The organism is Jhaorihella thermophila (assembly GCF_900108275.1).
Classification (GTDB): Bacteria; Pseudomonadota; Alphaproteobacteria; order Rhodobacterales; family Rhodobacteraceae; genus Jhaorihella; species Jhaorihella thermophila.
In genome coordinates this window covers 13,220-31,658 of sequence record NZ_FNVD01000009.1, presented here as the reverse complement: position 1 = coordinate 31,658, position 18,439 = coordinate 13,220, and the positions used below count along the sequence as shown (strand labels likewise).

General features: G+C 67.6%; 12 protein-coding genes. 8 read left to right on the top strand and 4 right to left on the bottom strand.

The annotated features are described in order from the left end of the window. Positions 1 to 112: 112 nt before the first annotated feature. From C4S70_RS19145 to C4S70_RS11645, 3 genes are all read left to right on the top strand, one after another. Positions 113 to 1,870, top strand: coding sequence for a LysM peptidoglycan-binding domain-containing protein (locus tag C4S70_RS19145; RefSeq protein WP_235003814.1), 1,758 nt, complete (start codon positions 113 to 115; stop codon positions 1,868 to 1,870). Between the two features lie 79 nt (positions 1,871 to 1,949). Then, complete coding sequence (locus C4S70_RS11650; protein WP_104008406.1) at positions 1,950 to 3,773, top strand: ABCB family ABC transporter ATP-binding protein/permease; 1,824 nt, start codon at positions 1,950 to 1,952, stop codon at positions 3,771 to 3,773. Positions 3,774 to 3,987: 214 nt separating this feature from the next. Then, positions 3,988 to 5,541 carry a phospholipase D family protein gene (locus tag C4S70_RS11645; protein ID WP_104008283.1) on the top strand — a complete coding sequence of 518 codons (1,554 nt, stop codon included), beginning with the start codon at positions 3,988 to 3,990 and terminating at the stop codon, positions 5,539 to 5,541. A 23-nt stretch (positions 5,542 to 5,564) separates the two neighbouring features. Here C4S70_RS11645 and C4S70_RS11640 read toward each other — a convergent pair whose 3' ends face one another. Continuing rightward, positions 5,565 to 9,356: an efflux RND transporter permease subunit gene (locus C4S70_RS11640; protein ID WP_104008405.1), complete on the bottom strand. Its 3,792-nt coding sequence runs from the start codon at positions 9,354 to 9,356 to the stop codon at positions 5,565 to 5,567. Continuing rightward, positions 9,353 to 10,600, bottom strand: coding sequence for an efflux RND transporter periplasmic adaptor subunit (locus C4S70_RS11635; RefSeq protein WP_104008282.1), 1,248 nt, complete (start codon positions 10,598 to 10,600; stop codon positions 9,353 to 9,355). Before C4S70_RS11635 ends, C4S70_RS11640 begins: the two co-directional genes overlap by 4 nt. A gap of 321 nt (positions 10,601 to 10,921) precedes the next feature. Here C4S70_RS11635 and C4S70_RS11630 point away from each other — a divergent pair, with 321 nt between their 5' ends. The 3 genes from C4S70_RS11630 (at position 10,922) to der (ending at position 14,504) form a co-directional block, all read left to right on the top strand. After that, complete coding sequence (locus C4S70_RS11630; protein WP_104008281.1) at positions 10,922 to 11,596, top strand: hypothetical protein; 675 nt, start codon at positions 10,922 to 10,924, stop codon at positions 11,594 to 11,596. A gap of 70 nt (positions 11,597 to 11,666) precedes the next feature. Next, positions 11,667 to 13,004 (top strand): PQQ-binding-like beta-propeller repeat protein, encoded by a 1,338-nt coding sequence (locus tag C4S70_RS11625; RefSeq protein ID WP_104008280.1) that lies wholly within the window; start codon positions 11,667 to 11,669, stop codon positions 13,002 to 13,004. Between the two features lie 48 nt (positions 13,005 to 13,052). Continuing rightward, on the top strand, positions 13,053 to 14,504 hold the full coding sequence (gene der, locus C4S70_RS11620; RefSeq protein WP_104008279.1) for a ribosome biogenesis GTPase Der: 1,452 nt from the start codon (positions 13,053 to 13,055) through the stop codon (positions 14,502 to 14,504). Positions 14,505 to 14,715: 211 nt separating this feature from the next. On the opposite strand, the gene C4S70_RS11615 is transcribed toward der, so the two are convergent. Continuing rightward, on the bottom strand, positions 14,716 to 15,759 hold the full coding sequence (locus tag C4S70_RS11615) for an AbrB family transcriptional regulator (protein WP_104008278.1): 1,044 nt from the start codon (positions 15,757 to 15,759) through the stop codon (positions 14,716 to 14,718). Positions 15,760 to 15,887: 128 nt separating this feature from the next. Between C4S70_RS11615 and C4S70_RS11610 the strand changes: the two genes are divergently transcribed. Then, a complete protein-coding gene (locus C4S70_RS11610; RefSeq protein ID WP_104008277.1) occupies positions 15,888 to 16,790 on the top strand; it encodes a DMT family transporter in 903 nt (300 codons plus the stop codon). Between the two features lie 35 nt (positions 16,791 to 16,825). Continuing rightward, positions 16,826 to 18,103, top strand: a complete 1,278-nt coding sequence (eno, locus tag C4S70_RS11605) for a phosphopyruvate hydratase (protein ID WP_104008276.1) — start codon at positions 16,826 to 16,828, stop codon at positions 18,101 to 18,103. 126 nt (positions 18,104 to 18,229) lie between these two features. Here the strand turns inward: eno and C4S70_RS18840 are convergent, their stop codons facing one another. Next, positions 18,230 to 18,373 carry a hypothetical protein gene (locus C4S70_RS18840; RefSeq protein ID WP_200822759.1) on the bottom strand — a complete coding sequence of 48 codons (144 nt, stop codon included), beginning with the start codon at positions 18,371 to 18,373 and terminating at the stop codon, positions 18,230 to 18,232. Positions 18,374 to 18,439 lie beyond the last annotated feature (66 nt).

The following is an 18,439-nucleotide window of genomic DNA, read 5'->3' as shown; positions in this document are numbered from 1 at the left end:
GGCCTTTCATCAGGACAGGCAGCGGCTCGGAACGGCCGCCGTGATCCCTGATAACCGGCCTGCCACGTCGGCTCAACCACGCGGGAGGGATGGCCCGCGCAGCAAGGGGGCGATGATGGCGGCAGCAGGCGGCAGCGGCGGGCTGCAAAAGACGGGATGGATCGTCGCGGGCGCGGTGGTCGTGGTGCTGGGCGGGGTGGCGTTCTGGTTCCGGCCCGAGGCGCCTCGACCCCCGGCACCGGTAACGACGCCGGAGGCGACACAGGCGCCGACGGCCGGGCAGGCCCCGGCTACACAGGACGTTCCGGCCGACGCGCCGTCGGACACCGTGCCAGAGCCGCTGGCATCCGCCGTCGAACCCGAAGGTACGGGGTCGAAAGCGGCCGGTGAGGCAGCCGAACCCGCAGCGGCGCCTGAATCCGAAGCCGACGCAGCCGCGCAGCCGGAGGCCGTCGCGACGGCACCGGAGGCCCGGGGCGCGGAGGCCGACCGTCCGGTCGAGGCCGCCGATGCGCGTGCGGCGGACGCCCGCGATGCAGGAGCGCCCGTGCTCGACCTGGTGCGCGTCGATACGGACGGCTCAGCCGTGATCGCCGGCAAGGCACCGGCGGGCAGCCGGGTGACCCTGTTGCTTGACGACGAACAGCTGGACAGTTTCGAAGTTGACCGAACCGGCAGCTTTGCGCGGTTCCTCGACATCCCGGTGGGCGACACGCCGCGCGTGCTGACGGCCATCGCCGAACACGACGGGGCGCAGGTCCTGTCGCCCGACCAGATCATCCTTGCCCCGGTGGCAGGGGCCGAGCCGGAGGTCGAGCTTGCCCAGGCGGAGCCACAGCAGGGCAAGACCGCGCCGAGCGACGCGGCGGAAACCTCCTCTGCCCCGGCCAGCGCCGGGGGCGTCGAAGCCCGGGAATCCGCTCAGGGCCAACCACGGGTCGATGCCGAAGGCGTGGCCGACGAAACGATTGCGCAATCCGCCGATGTCGGCGAGGGGCCACCCGAAGCAGAACATGAAATGGCGCCCGAGGCGGTGGCCGTCGCACCGGCGGCGACCGAGCCGGCAGCGCCTGCACAGACCGCGTTGAAACCGGAGTTTCCGCAGGCGGTGTCCGACGGAACCGGGTCGGCCGCGAACCAATCGCCAGTCGTCGCGCAAAAGGCGACGGGCGCCGACGAGACCGGGACCGCGGCGGCAACGGTGCCACGATCGGTGGCTCCGTCCGCATCGCCCTCCGAGTCGCCCGCACTCGCCCAACCCGCCGAGTCCGTCGCTTCTGCCGAACCCGCCGGCGAGGAGGCGCCGAAACCCGCCGCCGTCGCCGTTCTGCGCGCGGGCAAGGACGGGGTCGAGCTGGTCCAGCCCGCCACCGCGCCGTCGCCCGAAGAGATGGATCGCGTCGCGCTCGATGTGATCGGATATTCGGATGCGGGCGAGGTCATGCTGACCGGCCGGGCCCGCGGCGGATCCTCTGTCCGGGTCTATATCGACAACAAGGCCGTGCGGGATCTGGCGGCGGACGAGCAGGGCCGCTGGAAGGGAACGCTCGAAGGAATCGATCCGGGCGTCTATACGCTGCGTCTCGACGAGATCGGCGAAGGGGGCGAGGTGCTCAGCCGGATCGAGACACCGTTCAAGCGCGAGGCGCCCGAGGCGCTGCAGCCGCCCGCGGATGCGGGCGCGGACGCCCCCGCCCGGACCGCCCCTGTGCGCCGGGTGACGGTGCAGAAGGGCGACACGCTGTGGGCAATCTCGCGCGAACGCTACGGGCTGGGGGTTCTCTATGTCCGGGTGTTCGAAGCCAACCGCGATCAGATCCGCGACCCGGATCTGATCTATCCGGGGCAGGTGTTCACGCTCCCCGAGTGATTGCGGCGGCGGAATGGTCCGGCGCCTCTGGTCTTTGCCGGTGGCGCGGCTTATGTCATCGCGGAACGAGGGAAATGCGATGACCGCGACGACAGAAAACATTCAGGCCCGAGATGCGGCGCGCGAGGAACGACGATCGGCCTGGCGGACGATCCGCCGGGTGATGCCCTATCTCTGGCCGAAGGAACACGCATGGGTCAAGGTTCGGGTCGTTCTGGCGCTGGCGCTGCTGGTGCTGAGCAAGCTGGTCGCGGTCTATACGCCGGTGCTCTACAAGGGCGCGGTCGATGCGCTGGCCGCCGAGGGCGTGCCGCCGCTGGCGCTGGGGGCGGTCGGGCTGACCGTCGCCTATGGCGTGGCGCGGATGATGACCGTGGGGTTCCAGCAGCTGCGCGACGCCGCCTTTGCGCCGGTCGCCCAGCGGGCGCTGCGGCGGCTGGCGCTGGAGACCTTCCAGCACATCCATCGCCTGTCCCTGCGCTATCACATCACGCGCAAGACCGGCGGGCTGAGCCGGATCATCGAGCGCGGGGTCAAGGGGGTGGAGTTCCTGCTGCGGTTTCTGCTGTTCAGCATCGGCCCGCTGATCCTGGAACTGGCGCTGGTGGCGATCATCCTGACGGTGGTGTTCGATGGGCGGTATCTGGCGATCGTGGCGGTGACCATCGCGCTCTATGTCTGGTTCACCTTCAAGGTCACCGAGTGGCGGGTCAAGCTGCGCCGCGAGATGAACGACCAGGACACCGACGCCAACCAGAAGGCGATCGACAGCCTGCTAAACTATGAAACGGTCAAGTATTTCGGCGCCGAAGAGCGCGAGGCCGCCCGTTATGATGGCGCCATGCGGGCTTATGCGCGCGCCGCGCTCAAGACGGCCTATTCGCTGGCCTTCCTGAATTTCGGCCAGTCCTTCCTGATCACCTCGGGGCTGATCGGGGTGATGGTTCTGGCGGCGCTGGGGGTTCAGGACGGCAGCCTGACCGTGGGCGATTTCGTGATGGTCAATGCCTACATGATCCAGATCACGGTGCCGCTGAATTTCCTCGGCACGGTCTATCGAGAGATCCGCCAGAGCCTCGTGGACATGGGCGAGATGTTCGACCTTCTGGAACAGCCAGCCGAGGTCACCGACAGGCCGGGCGCCAGGGATCTGGTGGTGCGCGAAGGGCGGATCGAGTTCGATCGCGTGCGATTTGCCTATGACCCGGAACGCGAGATCCTCAAGGGAATCAGCTTTGACGTGCCCGGCGGCAGCACGGTTGCGATCGTGGGCGCGACGGGATCGGGCAAGTCCACCATCGGCCGGCTTCTGTTCCGGTTCTACGACGTGAGCGGAGGGGCGATCCGCATCGACGACCAAGATATCCGCGACGTGACGCTGAAGAGCCTGCACGCGGCCATCGGCGTGGTGCCGCAGGATACGGTCCTGTTCAACGACACGATCCGTTACAACATCGCCTATGGCCGCGGTGACGCGACCCAGGAAGAGATCGAGCAGGCCGCGCGGGATGCCCAGATTCACGATTTCATCGTTTCGCTGCCCGAGGGGTATGACACGGTGGTTGGCGAACGCGGGCTGAAGTTGTCGGGCGGCGAGAAACAGCGGGTGGGAATTGCGCGGACGCTGTTGAAGAACCCGCCGATCCTGCTGCTGGACGAGGCTACCAGCGCGCTGGACACCGAGACAGAGCAGGAGATCAAGGACGCCCTGGCCCGCGCCGGCGAGGGGCGCACGGTGATAACTATCGCGCACAGGCTGTCCACCATCGCGGAGGCGGACCAGATCATCGTTCTGGAGGCCGGCGAGATCGTGGAGCGCGGGCGTCACGACGAGTTGCTGGCGCGGGGCGGGCGCTACGCGCAGTTGTGGAGCCGTCAGCAGGCGGATTCAGAGGCGGCCTGATTCTTCTGGAGCGACGCTGGCGCGGTGCGCGGAGGCGCGTTTCGGACTGGCTGCGCCAGTCCGACCGATGCGAGGGGCGCTGCCCCTCGCGCTCCCCGGAGTATTTCGGGCAAGATGAAGCCGCGGAGCGGGGAGACCGGGCGGATCGGGCGCTTTCGTCGGTTTGGGCCATGCGTTAGGGTGAAGGGAACCGACCCCCGCGCGAGGGCGAGCGATGTTTCGAGTGCTGCGTTTCCTGATTGGCGTCGTCGTTGTCCTGGCCGCGACGAGTTTCGTCTTTCAGAACGTGTATTCGGTGCCGTCGCGGGCGGGACTGGCGCATGACAGGGCCATTCCCGCCGATCCGGGCACCCGGCTTGGCGCCTGGGTGTTGCCGTTGGAGGCGGCCAATCCGGGCAGGTCCGGGGTTGCCTCTTTGGGGGATGGCGCCGCCGCCTTTGCCGCGCGGCTGTTGCTGATCGAGGCGGCCGAGGCCAGTATCGATATCCGCTATTACATCTGGCAGCGCGACGTGACCGGGCTGTTGCTGCTCGATGCGCTGAGGCGGGCGGCCGACAGGGGCGTGCGCGTGCGGATACTGCTGGACGACAATGGCATACCCGGTCTGGACCCGATACTGGCGCAGCTGGACGCGCATCCGAACATCCAGGTGCGCCTGTTCAACCCCTTTGCCCTGCGCACGCCGCGGATGCTGTCCTATGTGCTGGATTTTCGCAGGCTGAACCGGCGGATGCACAACAAGTCGATGACCGTGGACGGCGTGGTCAGCATCATCGGCGGGCGCAATATCGGCGACATCTATTTTTCCAGTGATCCGAACGTGAACTATTTCGACATGGACGTGGCAGTTCTGGGTCCGGCGTCGCGCGACGTATCGGAGGACTTCGACCTCTACTGGGCCAGTCCGCCGGTGTTTGCCGCCGCAGCGATCCTGTCGCCCGCCGAGTCCGGTGCGGACCGGCTGGGAGCGGCTCTGGCCGCGCTGCGGACCGATGACAGGGCGCAACGATACGCAAGGGCGGTTTCCGACCTTGATCTGCTGGACCGAATTCGCCACGGTGCGGTCGGGTTCGACTGGGTTCCCGTGCAACTGGTCAGCGACGATCCGGTCAAGGGTCAGGGGCCGGCGCCCGCCGCGGCGCTGCTGACCACGCGGTTGGCGGAAATCCTGCCCCGGCCCGAGCGCGAGGTGCTGCTGGCCTCGGCCTATTTCGTGCCGGGAGAGCGGTTTTCGGCGCGTCTGGCGGATTGGGCGCGCAAAGGGGTCGCGGTGGATATCCTGACCAATTCGCTGGAGTCGACGGATGTTCTGCCGGTGCATGCGGGCTACATGAAATATGGAGACCGGTTGCTGGCGGCGGACGTGGGGTTGCACGAACTCAGATCAACGCAAGCGCGCAGGGATCTGGCCGAGAAGTTCGACCTGATCGGGTCCACCAACAGCAGCCTGCATGCCAAGTCCTTTGTCATCGATGAAAGGACCGTGTTCGTGGGGTCGTTCAACTTCGATCCGCGATCGGCCAATCTGAACACCGAGATGGGATTTCTCATCGACAGTCAGAAACTGGCGCGGAACATGGCCGCGCGGTTCAAGGCCGCGCTGCCCACGCGGAGCTATCGGGTCGAACTTGTGGACGATCGGCTGGAATGGGTCGAACGGCGCGAAGACGGCACCGTGATCCGGCACGAGATCGAGCCCGGCACCGGGCTGGTAGAGCGGTTCGTTGCCGGAGTGATCCGCTGGCTGCCGGTGGAGTGGCTGCTGTAGGCGGCGCGCCGCGGTGCCGCGGGTCACTCCGCGGCGCGCAGGGGCTTGTCGGGGGCGGGCGTGTCGGGGTCGGACCGCTCCACCGCGCCGGACAGATCGTCCCAGATGATTTCGGGGTGGTGCAGGCGGCGCACTTCGCGGCGCAGCGCCATGTCGCGCGCGGCGCGGCCCGCCCGCCCGCCGGTCAGGCGGCCCAGAAGCTGGCCGAACCAGCGAGCATAGGTGGTGATCCACACAGGCAGCGCCAGGAAGGACGGCGTGACCACCAGCGTCAGCACCGTGGCGATGCCCAGCCCGAACACCACCGCCGTGGCCAGCTGTTTCCACCACAGCGCGGTCGGGCTGTCGATGGTATAGCCGCCCGCCCAGAAATCCAGGCTGATGCCGAACATCATCGGCGTCAGGCCGGCCATCGTGGTGATCGTGGTCAGCAGAACGGGGCGGATGCGGGCCTCGGCCGTGCGCACGATGGCCTCGATCCGGGGCATGTAGGCGGAAAATTCCTGATAGGTGTCGATCAGCACGATATTGTTGTTCACCACGATGCCCGCGAGCGCGACGATGCCCGTGCCGGTCATGATGATGGAAAACGGCTGTTCCATAACCATCATGCCGATCAGCACGCCGGTGGTGGACAGAACCACCGCCAGCAACACCAGAACCGCGTTGTAGAAACTGTTGAACTGCGCCAGCAGGATCACGAACATCAGCCCCAGCGCGCCCAGGAAGGCCTTGGACAGGAAGGCCTGGCTTTCGGCCTGTTCCTCCTGGTCGCCGGTCCATTCCCAGGTGACCGAGGCGGGCAGGGGGCGGGTTTCGAGCCATTCGGTCAGCTGCGCGATCCGTTCGTTGGCGTTGATCGGCACGAAATGCGCCTCGCCCGACTGCAGCGCGTCGGCGACCTCGGTGGCGTTGGCAGCGGCGTCCAGCCGCATCAGCCGGTATTCGTCGCCTGACGGATGCGTGAACATCGGATCGGTGGTGGTTTCGCCTTCGCCAAGGATTTGAACGGTGGCCAGCGTTTCGGGCTTGCCAACCGCGCCGCTGCGCACGATGCGCGCCAGCCCCGGCGCCACGTCGGCCTTGACGTCGTAATACCGGCGCTGATCCACGCGGCTGATCGTGGCGCGTTTCGGCACCGGTTCGCGGGTGATGAAGTTCGACAGCGGCACCAGCCCGTCCGGCGTGCGCACCTTGAGACTGTCCAGCGTGCTGAGAACCCGGTCCTTTTCCGGCAGGCGGGCGCGGATCTCGATCTCCTCTTCGCTGGTGTCCACCCGCATCGTGTCCAGCAGGATGCCACGGGTCACGAGCTGCACCATCGCCCCCACGGTCGCCACGTCGGCGCCGTAGCGGCCGGCCTTGGCCACGTCCACGTCGATCTGCCAGTCGATGCCGGGCAGGGGCAGGGTGTCCTCTATCTGGACCAGGCCGGGCATGTCCTCCATCTTTGCCCGTGCGATGTCCACCGCGCGGCGCAGGTCGTCCCAGTCGTCGCCCTTTATGCGCAGATGCACCGGCTTGCCCGAGGCGGGGCCGCGCTCCAGCGCCTTGACCTCGGTGACGAAGCCCGGCAGCTCGTCCAGCCTGATCTGGAGCTGCTCCAGCACCGTGTCGCCGTCATAGTCGGGCGCGGTCACCTCGCGCTGGAACCTGCCGCCCAGCCAGGGTTCCTTGACCTTGGGGCGCTGTTCCCAGGGGATGATCTCGAACTGCACCTGGCCGATCGTGTCCGCCGGCGCCTGGCCGCCGCTGGTGTCGGTGCGCAGGCCCCCGTCGCCGGCAAAGGCAAAGACGTTGATCACGGCGGGGTGCGCCGCCACGATCTCTTCGGCCTGCATCACCATTCGGTCCTTTTCCGCCAGCGACAGGTTGCCCCGCGCACGGACATAGACCGTGGCCTGTTCCGGTTCGGTTTCGACGAAGAAGTCCACCCCGCGCGAATTCTGCGGGAACAGGACGAAGGAAATGTAGAACACGGCCGAAAACACCGCCGCGATGGTCACGATGGGCATCACCGGGTTGCCCGCAATCAGCCGGATCACCCAGCCAAAGGCCGTGTGGCCCTGTTTCGCGCTGATGCGTTTCGGCGCGAACGCGATCCGCGCCGCCGACAGTGTGATCGAAGAGGCAAAGGACGCCAGCAGGAACATCGCCGCGCCCAAAAGCGAGCCGATCATTGGCGGAACGGTCCCGTCGGGCAGCAGATAGGCCGGGTTCAGCACCTGCATCGCGCCCAGGAACATCGCGTACCAGGCGATCGGCACCAGTGCCGCGCGCGCCACCCAGGGCAGCCGCGCCCGCATCGCGTCCGAGGCGCGGCCGAACAGGCGGCTCATGCGTCCGGTGACGCCGCCCATCACCGGCAGATAGACCAGCGCCACCACCAGCGAAGCGGAAAGCACGAAGATCAGCGTGATCGGCAGCATCGACATGAACTCGCCCGGCACGCCGGGCCAGAACAGCATTGGAAGGAACGCACACAGCGTCGTCGCGGTCGAGGACACCACCGGCCAGAACATCCGCTTGGCCGCCTCGACATAGGCGTGCATCGGTCCGGTGCCTTCCTTGATCCGCTTGTCGGCATATTCCACCACGACGATCGCGCCATCGACCAGCATCCCCACCGCGAGGATCAGGCCGAACATCACGATGTTGGAGATCGCCACCCCCATCACGGCGAGCAGGGCAAAGGTCAGAAGGAACGATGTCGGGATCGCAAAGCCGACCAGCAGCGCCGCCCGGCTGCCGAGGCTGGAGAGCACCACGATCATCACCAGCGCGATCGCCGTCAGCACCGAGCCTTCGAGCTGGCGCACCATCGAATCGACGATCCGGCTCTGGTCGTTCGACGTGCCCACGAGCACCGCCGCCTGAAGCTGTTCGGGCCAGCGGGATTCGGCCTCGGCCACGGTGCGCTTGACCAGCTCGACCGTGTCGATCAGGTTGTAGCCCTTGCGCTTGACCACCTGCAGGGCGACGGTGGGTTCTCCGTCGAAATGCGCGGTGCCCTTGCGGTCTTCGAAGGTCAGGTTGATCTGCGCCAGTTCGCCCAGCGTTACCACCCGGTCGCCGTTGATCTTGATCGGCAGGTCGTAGATGTCGCGTGCATCGTCAAAGGACGACGGGATCTTGACCGAGAACGTGCCCTGTTCGGATTCGACCTCGCCCGCGGCGATCAGCTGGTTGTTGTTCTGCACCACGCGCAGCAGCTCGGGCGCGGTGATGTTGTAGGACTCCAGCCGCAGCGGGTCGATCACCACCTCGACCATCTCGTCGCGGTTGCCGGCGATCCCCGCCTGCAGCACCGCATCCAGCGATTCCAGATCGTCCTGCAGATCCTTTGCGATCCGCGCCATGGTGCGTTCCGGCACGTCGCCGGTCAGGTTCACCACGACGATGGGGAATTCGGAAAAGTTGAATTCGGTGATCGTGTATTGCTCGGCCCCGTCGGGAAACTTGGCCTGCGCCGAATTCATCGCGTCGCGCACATCCGCCATGGTGGCGGTCTTGTCCCAGCCGAATTCGAATTCCAGCACGACGGCGGCATAGTTCTCGGCCGCCGTGGCGGTCATCTTCTTGAGCCCGTCCAGATCGGCAAGCTCGGTCTCCATCGGTTTGATCAGCAGGCTTTCGCTGTCCTGCGCCGAGATGCCGGGGAACTGCACCGAGATGAACAGGGCGGGCACCTCGATATCGGGCTCGCCCTCTTTCGGAAGGTTGGCATAGGCAAAGCCGCCGACGATGATCGAGATGGCGATGAAGGCAAGGACCATCCGCGCCCGCGCGGCGGCCCAGTCGACGATACCGGTCATCGGCTGGCCTCTTCCCACTGGGGCAGGACGCGCACGCCTGCCGTCACGAAATCCTGGCCCGCGACGATCACGTCGGCCCGGTCCGGCAGACCGGTGATCCAGACCCCGTCCGGCGTGTCGCGGATCACCTCGATCGCGGCGAACTGCACGATGTCGTCCGGCCCTACCAGCCGCACGCCCAGCGCGCCATCGCTGTTGAGCGTCAGCGCCGATTGCGGCAGCAGATGCGCCTTGGTGCCGGCCGCGGCGATCGCCACCTCGGCGGTCTGCCCGTCGCGGATGGACAGGTCTTCATTGGGCACCTCGACCTCGACCGCAAAGGTCCGGGTCTGGGGATCGGCCACGCGGGACAGGTAGGTGACGGTGCCCATCACGCGGCGGCCATTGACCAGAAGAGCCCCCGCCTGCGCGCCGACCTTGACGCGATCGACCTCGGTTTCCGGGACATAGCCCACGAACTTGATCGGGTTCAGTTGAATCACCGTCGCACACAGCGCGCCGGGTTGCAGCAGTTCCCCCAGCTCCGCCGTGTCGGCATCGAGCAGCCCGGCAAAGGGCGCCTTGATGGTCAGGCGTTCGATTTCCTTTTCCGCGGCAGCGACGGCGGCGCGGGCGGCCTGGACCGCGGCCTCTGCTGATTCAAGCCCCGCCTTGGCGGTTTCCAGCGCGGCGCGGGCCGAGTCGACCGCCGCCCGCGTCGCGGCCAGCCGCGTCTGCGAGGCATATCCGTCGTCGATCAGCTGTTTCGCGGCATTGTAGTTGATGGTCGCCTCTTCGAGCCGCGAGGCCGCCTCTCTGACTCGCGCTTGGGCCGCGGGCCGGGCGGCTTCGGCCTCTTCCAGACGGGCGCGGGCCTCGGTCAGCGCGGCGGGACGGGTGCCCGGCTCCAGCCGGCACAGCACGTCGCCCGCCTCGACCGACGCGCCCTTGCGCAGCGGCTCGGAGATCACGCGGCCGGTTGTTTCGGCGCGCACCTGCACCTGACGGATGGCGCGGGTCTGCCCGCGCAGAATCACCGCGCTGTCCACGGTACGGGCCGTGGAATGGCGGGCAAGGACACGCATCACGGCCTTGTCCGCGGCAGCGCCCATGTCGGCCGCGGGATTCGTCGGGGCCGGCGCCGGTTCGGTCTGCGTCTGAACGTTCTCGCCCCGCGCAAAGGCCAGCACCGTGTCGCGTTCGAAAATCAGCAGATAAAGGGCCAGCGTCACAACCGTGGCCGTAATGATGGGCACTACCCGCATGTTGCAATTATCCTCGTCTCGTCAGCCGGCCGGGCACATGTCGATCTTCACTCGTGGTGCCTGGGGACATGGTGCCTGCATGCGCCACTGTCCATGCCGAACCAGCCGGTTCAGTATAATTTTTTTCCTCCGCACGGACAACCGGGCCCGATTGTTGCCCGGCGGTCACGCCCGCTCGGCTCTTGGCTTGGCTGGGGATGCGGGGTAAGAGGGGCCAACCGCATCGCCACGGCGCGCGCCGGATCGGCCGGCCGGGCGGTAACGAGGAACGGATTGAGGATCACGGGCCGTGGCCGGGTCTTTGACAGCGAGGGCAGGACAGTGAGTGAAATCGATCACTTCATCGAAGAGGTCACCGAAGAGGTCCGCCGCGACAGGCTGTTCGCGCTCTACAGGAAATACGGCTGGATCGTTGCGCTGATCATCGTGCTGATCGTGGGCGGCGCGGCCTGGAACGAATATCGCAAGGCGCAGCAGGTGGCCGCCGCGCAGCAGCTGGGCGATGCCATAATTGCCGCGCTGTCGGTCGATGACCCGGCAGGACGGGCCGAGGCGCTGGCCGGGGTTCAGGCCGCCACGCCGGGCGGGGACGCGGTGCGGCGGATGCTGCTGGCAACCGCGCTGGCCAATTCCGGCCGGCTGGAACAGGCCGTGGCGGAACTCGACGCCATCGCCGCCAATGGCGAGCTCGAGGAAATCTATCGCCAGCTGGCCCGGTTCAAGGCGCTGACCCTTCAGGCCGACACCCTGCCCGCCGCGGATCGACGCGCCGGGTTCGAGGCGCTGGCCACGGCCGGGCTGCCGCTGCGGCTTCTGGCTGAGGAACAGCTTGCGCTGATCGACATCGAAGAGGGCAAGGCCGAAGAGGCGATCGCGCGGCTGGAGCGGATCCGTCAGGATTCCGAGGTCACTCAGGCCTTGCAAGACCGGGCGACGCAGTTGATTGTTGCGCTGGGAGGCGAGCCCGCCGACCTGTCCGCGCGCCAGACCGGCTGACGGCGCGGGCGGTATGACGGACGGGACGCGGCAGGATCGGCTTGGGCAGGACCGGGGGCAGGTTCGGAACATGGGTGCTATTTCATCGCTTTCGTCGCTGACGCGCGCGAGGGGGCTGTTGCTGGCGGGCGCCGTGCTTGCGCTTGCGGGCTGTGCCGAGCCCGAGCGCATCCTGGTTGGCGAGCGCGAGGACATCTGGCCCGTCGAAGACACGGTGTCGGGGCTGCGGGTCAATCAGAGCCGGGCGATAAGCCTGCCGGCAATGAAGGCAAATGCGGACTGGTCGCAATCCATCGGCACCCCGTCGCAGCGCGTGGCGCATCCCGCCTTGCGGGTGCCCGTCCAACAGCTCTGGTCGGTCAAGATCGGCAGCGGCGACAGCCGGCGGCAGCGCATCACCGCCGGGCCGGTCGTCGGGGGCGGGCTGATCTACACGCTGGATTCGGCCGAGCGCGTGTCGGCGGTGACGCCCTCGGGCCAGGTGGTCTGGAGCCACGATCTGATCGATCCGCCCGACAAGGAAGGTCAGGCCACCGGCGGCGGGCTGGCCTATTCGGGCGGAGTTCTCTACGTCTCGTCGGGCTATGGCCGGCTGACCGCAATGGATGCCAAAACCGGCGCGGTGCGGTGGGCGCAGCGGCTCAATGCCACAGGGTCGGGCGTGCCTACGGTGCATGATGGGCTGATCTACCTGGTTGCCGGGGACGATACCGCATGGGCCATCCGCACCGACAACGGGCGCATCGCCTGGCGGTTCAAGTCGGCCGAGAGCGTGGCCAACGTGCTGGGCGCGCCGGCCCCGGCGGTGTCGGGGCAATTTGCGGTGTTCGGTTTCGGCTCGGGCGACGTGGTGGGCGTGTTCCGCCGCGGCGGGGTGCGCCGCTGGTCGGGATCCGTGGCCGGGCAGCGGCTGGGCTACACCTCCGCCCGTTACGGCGACGTGACCGGCAGCCCGCTGATCGTGGGCAACGCGGTCTATGTCGGCAACCATTCGGGCCGTATCGCGGCCTTCCGTCTTGAGGACGGTGAAAGGCTCTGGACCCTGCGCGAAGGGGCGGTGACGCCGATGTTCCCCGCCGGTGACAGCCTGTTCGCGATTTCCGACCGCAACCAGCTTATGCGGATCGACGCCGCCAGCGGCGAGGTGATTTGGGCCGTGGACCTGCCCGGTTTCGTCAAGGACAAGCCGAAGAAGCGCGGCCGTATCTACGCCCATTACGGCCCCGTGCTGGCAGGCGGGCGGATCGTGGTGGCCTCCAACGACGGGCTGATCCGGTTCTTTGCGCCGCAGGACGGCGCGCAGGTGGCCGCCGTCGAGGTCAAGGGCGGCGCCACCGCCGAACCTGCGGTGGCGGGAAATACGCTCTATGTCGTGACCACCCGGGGCGAACTCGTGGCTTTCCGTTGACGCGGCGATGATGTAAAGGGCGCTTTCGAGCACACGGAAGCGAAACTGATGTCCTTTACCCTTGCCATCGTCGGGCGGCCCAATGTGGGCAAGTCCACCCTGTTCAACCGTCTGGTCGGCAAACGGCTGGCGCTGGTCGATGACCAGCCCGGCGTGACGCGCGACCTGCGCGAGGGCGAGGCGCGGCTGGGCGATCTGCGCTTTACCGTGATCGACACCGCCGGGCTGGAGGAGGCCACCGACGACTCGCTGCCCGGCCGGATGCGCCGGCTGACCGAACGCGCCGTGGACATGGCCGATATCTGCCTGTTCCTGATCGACGCGCGGGTCGGGGTCACGCCTTCGGACGAGGTGTTCGCGGACATCCTGCGCAAGCGGGCGGCGCATGTGATTCTGGCCGCGAACAAGGCCGAGGGCGCGGCGGCGGATGCCGGCGTACTGGAGGCCTACGGCCTGGGCCTGGGCGAGCCGATCCGGCTGAGCGCCGAGCATGGCGAGGGGTTGAACGATCTGTATGCGCAGCTGGCGCCGCTCGCCGACGAATTCGAGGCCCGCGCCGCCCGCGATGCGCCCGAAACCGACGTGGAAGTGGGCGAGGATGGCGACGAGGGCGCGCTGCCCGCCTTTTCCGACAAGCGCCCGTTGCAGGTGGCGGTGGTGGGGCGGCCCAACGCGGGCAAGTCCACGCTGATCAACCGCATTTTGGGCGAGGACCGACTGCTGACCGGTCCCGAGGCCGGGATCACTCGTGACGCGATCTCGATCCGCACCGCCTGGGACGGGGTGCCGATGCGGATCTTCGACACCGCGGGGATGCGCAAGCGCGCCAAGGTGCAGGACAAGGTCGAGAAGCTGTCGGTCGCCGACGGGCTGCGCGCGGTGAAATTCGCCGAGGTGGTGGTGGTTCTGCTGGATGCGGCGATCCCATTCGAGAGCCAGGATCTGCGCATCGCGGATCTGGCCGAGCGCGAGGGCCGTGCCGTGGTGGTGGCGGTGAACAAGTGGGACGTGGAAGAGCACAAGCAGGAAAAGCTGCGCGCGCTGCGCGAGGCGTTCGAGCGGCTGCTGCCGCAGCTGCGCGGAGCGCCGCTGGTGACGGTGTCGGCGAAGACGGGCCGCGGTCTGGACCGGCTGCACGCGGCCATCCTGCGCGCCCACGAGGTCTGGAACCGGCGGGTGCCGACGGCGGCGTTGAATCGCTGGCTGGCGGGGATGCTGGAACAGCACCCGCCGCCCGCGCCGCAGGGCCGGCGGATCAAGCTGCGCTACATGACGCAGGTCAAGACGCGCCCGCCTGCCTTTGTGGTGATGTGCAGCCATCCCGACAAGATGCCGGACAGCTATGTGCGCTATCTCGTGAACGGGCTGCGCGAGGATTTCGACATGCCCGGCACGCCGATCCGGCTGACCTTGCGCGGGCAGGGGGACAAGAATCCCTGGAAGGGCCGCCGCAAGAGCCAGCCTAGCGCGCTGCGCAAGCATCTGAAGAAAGGAACCTGACGGGCCGTGTGACCGGCGGTGGCGGCTTTTCAAGCTGGCCAATCCGGCGCAGGTGCGCGCATTGGTGTTGCGAGGGGTTCTGCCGTCGCGCCGGAGGCGCGCCAATTGCAGATGCGAGGGGCTATGCGAGGGGCTCTGCCCCTCGCGCTCCCCGGAGTATTTTCGGCAAGATGAAGGGCAGGGGGCGGGGCTGAACCGTCCGCGACGGCGTTCAGTGCCGCCCGTGGCTGTTGAGGGACAGGGGAATCAGCAGGGTCAGGATGCCGAGACGGACCATGTGGCAGGCCGCGACGAAGCCGGGGCTTGCGCCCATGACGGCGCCGAGGGCCACCATGGTTTCCAGACCGCCCGGCGAGAAGGCGGCGACGACATGGGCAGGTGGAAATCCCAAGGCGAGTGCGACGGGAAGTGCGGCCAGGACGGCCATGCCGGCGGCGATCGCCGTGACGGCCAGGCCCGCCAGAAGCCAGGCGCGCAACTGGGCCAGCGTCATGCCGGCGAAACGCGTTCCGATCAGGGTGCCCAGAACGATGAAGGCCGGGGTGATGGCCCAGGGTGGAGGTGCGCCGGGCGCCAGATCGGTGACGTGGCCCACGGCCGAGACGGACAGTGGTCCCAAGAGCATCGGCGCGGGCGCACCGGTGCGTCTGAGCAGCAGCCCGGCCCCCGCCCCAAGCAGCGCCAGAACTGCCAGCGTCGGCAAGGGGGCGGGCGTGGAGGCGGGCAGCATCGCGGGGTCCATGCGGTAGCCCATCGCCAGGGCGATGACGGGCACGGCGATCGTCAGAGCCAGCAGCCGGATGCTTTGCACCACGGCGACCCGGCCGACATCGCCGCCGGTGTCGGCGGCGAGGCCGAGCACGAAGCTCAGATGTCCGGGGGCGGCGGACAGCGTTGCGCTGCGCCGGTCGAAGGCGAAGCCGCGTTCGAGCACCGTTCGCCCCAGCCAAAGCGTGGCGGCCAGCATCGGCAGCAGCACCAGAAAGGCCAGCGGCCAGCGCAGGATCGCGTCGCCCGCATGGGTGTCGAAACCCGCGCCGATGCCGAGGCCGAGAATGACGAAGCAGAGCTCTGTCACCGGGCGTGGGAGGCCGAGCGGCACACCGCTCAGGCTGGCGGCGCTGACCAGCAGCGCCGGCCCAAGCAGGATCGCCGCCGGCGCCGAAACCGACCAGGCCAGACCCGCCCCGGTCGCGCCGATGGCCAGGGCCCGCGCCGTGTCGGAGAGCGAAGGTTGGAGCCGCGGAGCCGTCATGCGCAAGCCCTAGCAGCGCGTGCCGGTTTCGTTCAATGCGCAGATGCATGCCTGCCATGCGCCGGGTGCCCTTGTCCGGTCTGCCGAATCGATCCACTCAGGACCGATCACGCGGAAAGGATGCACCGATGGAAAACCTGCGCGGCGCGCTGCTGATGACGCTCTCGATGCTGGGCTTCGCCTTCGAGGACATGTTCATCAAGCTGCTGGCGGGGCGCCTGCCCACTTGGGAGATCCTCGCGGCGCTTGGCGCCGGCGGGGCGGCGGTATTCGGTGCGACCCTTGCGTTGCGCGGTGAGCGGCTGGTTTCGCGTGCGATGCTGAGCCGCCGGATCCTGTTGCGGAATGTCGGCGAGGTCATCGGCACGCTCGGCTTTGTCACGGCGATCGCGCTGACGCCGATATCGCAGGCCTCGGCGATCCTGCAGGCGACGCCGCTGGCGGTGACGCTGGGGGCGGCGCTGTTTCTGGGCGAGCCGGTCGGCTGGCGGCGCTGGAGCGCGATCTGCGCCGGATTCCTGGGTGTGCTGCTGGTGATCCGGCCGGGGCTGGAGGGGTTCGACGCGCGGTCGATCTTTGCCGTGATCGGGGTGATCGGGCTGGCGATCCGCGATCTGGTGACGCGCAACGTGCCCAAGGGGATCTCGTCCTTTCAGCTGAGCTTTCTGGGTTTTCTGACGCTGGTGCCGGCTTCGGGGCTTCTTGCGCTGGTCACCGGGGCGCCGGCGGTGGCGCCGCGCGTGGCCGACCTCGGCCTGCTGGCGGGCGCGGTGGGGCTGGGCACGCTGTCCTATTATGCTATCGTTGCGGCGATGCGGGTGGGCGAGGTGTCCTTTGTCACGCCATTCCGCTATTCGCGCCTGCTGTTTGCGCTGGTCGTCGGCATGGCGGTGTTCGAAGAACGGCCCGATGCGCCGATGCTGCTGGGGGCGGCGGTGATCGTGGGGTCGGGCATCTACACGATCTGGCGTGAGCGCAAACATCGACGTGCGACGCCCGCGCCCCTTTCGCTTGCTCCGGAGCCCCGGTAAGAGGCGGGCGAATCCAAGCCAACCGGGGACTTGCCATGAGCACGATCATCGACATTCACGCACGCGAAATCCTGGACAGCCGGGGCAACCCGACGGTCGAGGTGGACGTGATCCTGGAGGACGGCACCATGGGCCGCGCGGCGGTGCCCTCGGGCGCGTCCACCGGCGCCTATGAGGCGGTCGAGCGCCGAGACGGCGACAAGAGCCGCTACATGGGCAAGGGCGTGCTGGAGGCGGTGGCCGCGGTCAACGGAGAGATCGCCGACGAGATCGTGGGCTATGACGCGACCGAGCAGGTCGCGATCGACATGGCGATGATCGAACTGGACGGCACCCCGAACAAGGGTCGGTTGGGCGCGAACGCGATCCTGGGCGTGAGCCTCGCGGTGGCCAAGGCGGCCGCCGATTTCACCACCCAGCCGCTTTATCGCTATGTCGGCGGCACCTCGGCGCGGGTGCTGCCGGTGCCCATGATGAACATCATCAATGGCGGCGAACATGCCGACAACCCGATCGACATCCAGGAATTCATGATCATGCCGGTCAGCGCGCCGAACATCCGCGACGCGGTGCGCATGGGGTCCGAAGTGTTCCACACGCTGAAAAAGGAACTTTCCGCGGCCGGGCTGGCCACCGGCGTCGGCGACGAGGGCGGCTTTGCGCCGGCGCTGAACTCGACCCGCGACGCGCTGGATTTCATCCTCAAAGCGATCGAGACAGCGGGCTACAAGCCGGGCGAGGACATTTATCTGGCGCTGGACTGCGCCGCGACCGAATACTTCAAGGACGGCAAGTATGTGCTTGCCGGAGAAGGAAAAACGCTGACCAGCGACGAGAATGTGGACTATCTGGAGGCGCTGGTGAACGACTATCCGATCATCTCGATCGAGGACGGAATGTCCGAGGACGACTGGGAGGGCTGGAAGGCCCTGACCGAACGTCTGGGCAACCGGATCCAGCTGGTGGGCGACGATCTGTTCGTGACCAACCCGGCGCGTCTGGCGGATGGCATCGCGAAGGGCTGCGCCAACTCGATGCTGGTCAAGGTGAACCAGATCGGGTCGCTGACCGAGACGCTGCGGGCGGTCGATATGGCCCATCGCGCGCGTTACACCAACGTGATGAGCCACCGGTCGGGCGAAACCGAGGACGCCACCATCGCCGATCTGGCGGTGGCGACCAATTGCGGGCAGATCAAGACCGGCTCGCTGGCGCGGTCGGACCGGTTGGCGAAATACAACCAGCTGATCCGGATCGAGGAACAGCTGGGCGAAGTGGCGGAATATGCCGGGCGGTCGATCCTGAAAGGGTGACCATCGCCAAGGCGCAATGATCGTTGCGATTGCCAGGACGGCCCCGCCGACCACGGGTGGGGCCGAATTTCGTTGTCGAGAAGTAACCGGGCCGTCGCGGCCATGCTGCGGGCCGCGCGCGGCGTTTCAGCGCCAGAAGGCGAGCCACTCGATCAGATCGGTGAGTTTCTTGCCCAGAAAGATCAGGTGTTCGGCGCCGAACAGCAGCAGATCTCCCACCAGCGCGGCGAAGATGGCCAGGCCAAGATACAGGGCAAGTCGGTCAGTCATGTCGGAACCCGCGGCCAGCGACGAAAAACGCCCGGACAGCTTTAGCCATCCGGGCGCGGGTTCTCA

What these genes read in the sequence shown, in the direction of transcription:
- C4S70_RS11645 (WP_104008283.1), top strand. Translation starts at nt 3,988, where the DNA reads ATGTTTCGAGTGCTGCGTTTCCTGATTGGCGTCGTCGTTGTCCTGGCC.
- C4S70_RS11650 (WP_104008406.1), top strand. Translation starts at nt 1,950, where the DNA reads ATGACCGCGACGACAGAAAACATTCAGGCCCGAGATGCGGCGCGCGAG.
- C4S70_RS11625 (WP_104008280.1), top strand. Translation starts at nt 11,667, where the DNA reads ATGGGTGCTATTTCATCGCTTTCGTCGCTGACGCGCGCGAGGGGGCTG.
- C4S70_RS19145 (WP_235003814.1), top strand. Translation starts at nt 113, where the DNA reads ATGATGGCGGCAGCAGGCGGCAGCGGCGGGCTGCAAAAGACGGGATGG.
- C4S70_RS11640 (WP_104008405.1), bottom strand. Translation starts at nt 9,356, where the DNA reads ATGACCGGTATCGTCGACTGGGCCGCCGCGCGGGCGCGGATGGTCCTT.
- der (WP_104008279.1), top strand. Translation starts at nt 13,053, where the DNA reads ATGTCCTTTACCCTTGCCATCGTCGGGCGGCCCAATGTGGGCAAGTCC.
- C4S70_RS11635 (WP_104008282.1), bottom strand. Translation starts at nt 10,600, where the DNA reads ATGCGGGTAGTGCCCATCATTACGGCCACGGTTGTGACGCTGGCCCTT.
- eno (WP_104008276.1), top strand. Translation starts at nt 16,826, where the DNA reads ATGAGCACGATCATCGACATTCACGCACGCGAAATCCTGGACAGCCGG.
- C4S70_RS18840 (WP_200822759.1), bottom strand. Translation starts at nt 18,373, where the DNA reads ATGACTGACCGACTTGCCCTGTATCTTGGCCTGGCCATCTTCGCCGCG.
- C4S70_RS11615 (WP_104008278.1), bottom strand. Translation starts at nt 15,759, where the DNA reads ATGACGGCTCCGCGGCTCCAACCTTCGCTCTCCGACACGGCGCGGGCC.
- C4S70_RS11610 (WP_104008277.1), top strand. Translation starts at nt 15,888, where the DNA reads ATGGAAAACCTGCGCGGCGCGCTGCTGATGACGCTCTCGATGCTGGGC.